The sequence below is a fragment of the Frankia sp. CgMI4 genome (assembly GCF_001756285.1).
GTDB classification, from domain to species: Bacteria; Actinomycetota; Actinomycetes; order Frankiales; family Frankiaceae; genus Frankia; species Frankia casuarinae.
This window is the reverse complement of record NZ_MAQZ01000009.1, coordinates 1-4,001: the sequence shown is the minus strand read 5'-3', so window position 1 is coordinate 4,001 and position 4,001 is coordinate 1. Positions and strand designations below refer to the sequence as shown.

Here is a 4,001-nt window from a genome sequence, read left to right as displayed (position 1 = left end):
CATCCAGGCAGCCGTCGGCCTCCAGAAAATCAACGAACAGCAATCCGAGCGAATACTGAGCTTCGAGAGAATCAAGAGAGTTTCTGAATAACTTCAGTGCCTCCGCGTCCCAGACCTCGAACTCGATGCCCTTGGCCGCCAGACGCTCCGTCTGCCGGGCGATCTCGTCGGCTAGCTCGGTCTGCACGGCCGGCAGGCTGGTGGCGTAGACGAAGACGTCACTCGCGGAGGCCCACGAACCGCCCAGGAAGTCCCCGACCGCCTTCTTCAGACCGGCCGCGGTCAGCTTGGCGACCCGCCGTGACTGCAGGCTCAGATAGCGCGGCGAGGCGCCGGAACCCGGGGGTGCATCCCCGGCCGGCGGCAGCCGAACATACAGGTCGATGCCCTGCTGCTTCTGGCCCCGGGTGCCGTACAGGCCACCCTGCGCACGGGCTTCCCGCGCCGACATCCGGCCGGTTTCCCGGTCGCCGGCCACGTGGTCCACGGCATGATCAACCTTGCCGCGCTCCAGAGCGAGCTTCAGGCACAGCCGCTCGAAGTTCTCCCAAGCCAGGCAGTCGAACGGCAGCACCTGCTCCCGCGTGTCCACCGGCGGAGCCAGCTCCTGCGCCAGCACCATCGTGCGCAGCCTCGGCGGCGGCGGCGCCCACGCCGCGGCGTCGGCCGGCGATGCGCCAGCGGCGGAACCGCTACCGCGTCGCTCCGGACCGCCTCTTGCGCCCTTCCCCGGATCGTTCACCCTCCGAGTATTCCGCCCGCGCAGGACGCYGCCGAAACGGCGTCAGGCGGGATCCAGAGCGGTCGGTCGCACAGGTGGCGCGGTCGGCAGAGAGATCCCATCGAACTTGGGCAAACCTGGCGTGCTTGCTACCAGGCCGCAGGTGACCGCACTGGCAGCGACGTGAAGCCGACCGGGGCCATGTGCCGCGAGAGTCCGGCCCCTTATATCCTAGATCATCACGGTCCGGGCTCGATCGTGTGGGATCGCGGTCGTCGCCAAATTTACTCGACGGACGGCCCAGCTCCAGAGGATGAGGAAATGATCTGTCAGTTCTGYGGTGCTGAGGCAACCCTCACCAAGGAGCATGTGATCCCAGCCTGGATATCGACCCTTCCCTCGTTCGTGGGCAAGGTGACGGTCAATTCTAGAGCCGGTGATTCAGGAAAGTCTAAGACTTTCAGTCTCAAGAAAATAGATCTCCAGGTGCGGATCGCCTGTGGYGACTGCAACGGCGGGTGGATGAGCCGGCTGGAGAATTCTGTCAAGGTTTTTCTCGGGCCACTGTTGGAAGGTGCTCCGGTCAGCCTTGGGGCGGAGCGCCTCGGCATTCTTGCTCGCTGGTGTATCAAGACCGCTATCGCCGAGGTCAATACGTCGGGGTATGGCGCGATTTTGCCGACCGTAACCGCTCGCCAGTTGGCAGACGGCGACGCACCCACCAACGTGGCCGTGTGGATCAGCAGGTTCCACGACACCATGTACCACGATCGCCCCGTGYGGCTCCGGCCGAGGAAGCTGGACTGCACCGCCGACGGCGTCTACGTCGGGAGTCTGGTCGATTTCACGGCCGCCCTGGGCCCCTTCGYGATCAAAGTGGTGTTTGTGCCAGACGCGATCGCTCGTGGTCTGGAGGTGCTCGAATTCGACGAACCAAAGCCGCTTATTCCGCTATGGCCGAAGCCTGTAGCGGAATTATCCTGGCCGCCCGCATTCTCGTACTGCGAAGCCGAGCTGGTCGCTCTCAGTTTCGCGCTGGCGGGAATATCTCTGGTGCAACGGCGTGTGGACCCTCATTGCGTTGGTCCGGCGTGATCGTGTGGTTCCGAACCTCGGTYGCATGCGATGCGCCGAGGAACACTCGCCGGGTTGGTACCCGAGTGTGGGTGGATTGCATACCTGCGGCACGGCGCGGAGATCGCTTCAGGTGRCTCGCGCCAGGTAGACAGCGGCGACCGTCACTGGGGACACGAGGACTGACTGATCAGGGCTGCGGCGTTGCTGGCAGCATCGGTCCGTGGTGAGTTCCGGCCTGGTGGTCCCCGACGGGGGCGGTTACCGGCACTCGTACGAGATCCCGACCCCGGCGCGCCTGGCCGTGGTCTCCGGGCAGATTCCGGTGTCACCGCGGCACCGTGTCCGCTGGATTCGCTGCACAGTGCCGCCAGGCCTGGGCGAACGTGGCCGCGGCACTGTCGCACCACGGGATGGGCCTGTCCGGCCTGAAGGTGACGACCTATCTGTCCGACCGGCGGTACCGCGTACGAGAACTTCGCCATTCGCCGGGAGTTGCTGGGTGGGCATTGCCCGGCGCCGACGGTGATCGTCGCGGGTATCTATGACGAGGCGTGGCTCGTGGAGATCGAGGCACTCGCCGCGGTCTGACGGGCGTGGGTGGTCAGGCATGCCCGTGCCTGTGCTCGGCTACCGTCGCGTGATGCACACGATCAGCCCGCAGGACCAGGGCCGGCTTACGCAAGCTGTCGAGGCGCGGGAGACGGATGTTCAGCAGGCCAAGGCGATCATTCTTCGAGCGGTCGAGGGCGGCAGCGCTCTTGGGGCCGATGGGCTAGTCATCGCGGTTCTCACCGCCGCCGGAGCTGACCTCAATGCGTTTCGGACACCGGTCCACCCCCGGGAGCTCGGGGAAGACCCGCTTGACGCGGAGCTGCCGCCGCTGAAGCTCGCTCGAATCCGGGCGGCGGCACGCGAGGCACTCGCCGACCTGGTGGCGGCCGGAATCCTCACCAGCTGCAATACTCCTGGGACCCTCCCGGTGCAGGTCCACGACGGTGGCTACGGCACGACCGCGCAGCTCCCGTTGTCGGAGCCGCTGCTCGCGCCCGCATATCGAGTGGCCCGCCGATACCGCGGCGTGTCGGAGCTGGCGATCCTCGATCCGACTCTCGGCACCGATGGACTTAAGGACCTACTCGGCCCGCGCGGTCTGAAGGCTCTCGTGGAGGCCGTCGAGACCTTTCGGGCCGGCCGGTACTTCTCCTCCTCGAACATGCTCGCGCTCGCGAGCGAGGCGGCGTGGTTCTCCGTCGCGGAGACGATGCGCGCCGACAAGCCGCAGATCGACAAGCTCCTCGACGATCCCAAGACACCGGCGAGCACGCTCATCGAGCGAGTCGTTCCTGTGCTGAAGGACCTGGGAGCGAAGAAGAGCCGGGTCGACGAGCTGCACCGGTTCGCCGACAGCCTGCGCGGCATCAGGGACTATGCCCTTCACCCCCGCGCGACGCTCGACTCCGACTACGAGGCGCGGTTCGCTGAGRCACCCGCCTATCTGCTTCTCGTCGAGGGGCGGCGGTACCTGCGCAATCTCCGGCAGGCGACCCTCGACGCCGGGCTGCAGTTCTAGGAGACCTCGACGGGGCCCGGCGACCAGGCCGGACGCTCCCGATCGGGAGGGCCCTGCAGAGCTGCGTGGTGGCCAGGGGCGTGGTCTCGGCCTGTTGCACTCCGCTCCTGCGTCCGTCGCACAGCCGTGCGACCGCGTCGTCGGAGGCGCCAGAATGCGAGCGCGGCGTCGGCGGTGGCGACACYCGCACCGCAGGCGTCACCGAGGTGCACCAGCGTAACGACGCACCCGCAGTCTCGCCCCGGCGCGCAGCCAGTCGCTRGCTACAACTAGAGGGGGGAGAGCGGTGAACTGCAGATGCTCGGTGATCTGGCCTCTAGGGCTCCGGTTGACTCCGCTGAAAACCTTGCCCGGTCTGAGGCTCTTTTCCGGAGTCCTTGAGACTGTTGTAGGACGCCTCAGGGAGGCGCACGAGCCTCGCTGAGGAGGTCGGGGCGCCCAGCATGGACAGCGCTGCGTTACCGACCGCGAGACTCAAGGCCACCTTCGGTAGCAGGGTGGCGATAGGTGTGCCCACCGCGGCCTCGTCGCCGAGCACCAGTGCGGTATCCAGCCCGGTCATGAGCGCAACGATCTCCGACGGTGGTTCCGGACCTTGCACTGCCAAATCGGCCATCGTCACGGTCACCGCAC

General features: G+C 66.6%; 4 protein-coding genes. 2 read left to right on the top strand and 2 right to left on the bottom strand.

Annotated features, from left to right (window positions below; genetic code table 11):
* A partial coding sequence (locus Manayef4_RS24695) for a hypothetical protein (protein ID WP_139168612.1) occupies positions 1 to 622 on the bottom strand: 622 nt, incomplete at its 3' end.
* Between the two features lie 420 nt (positions 623 to 1,042).
* Here Manayef4_RS24695 and Manayef4_RS02090 point away from each other — a divergent pair.
* Complete coding sequence (locus Manayef4_RS02090; protein WP_139139962.1) at positions 1,043 to 1,816, top strand: HNH endonuclease; 774 nt, start codon at positions 1,043 to 1,045, stop codon at positions 1,814 to 1,816.
* A 589-nt stretch (positions 1,817 to 2,405) separates the two neighbouring features.
* Positions 2,406 to 3,368: a hypothetical protein gene (locus Manayef4_RS02080; protein ID WP_175443296.1), complete on the top strand. Its 963-nt coding sequence runs from the start codon at positions 2,406 to 2,408 to the stop codon at positions 3,366 to 3,368.
* Positions 3,369 to 3,684: 316 nt separating this feature from the next.
* On the opposite strand, the gene Manayef4_RS25265 is transcribed toward Manayef4_RS02080, so the two are convergent.
* Positions 3,685 to 4,001: hypothetical protein (locus Manayef4_RS25265; RefSeq protein ID WP_217494081.1), on the bottom strand; the 317-nt coding region annotated here is incomplete at its 5' end.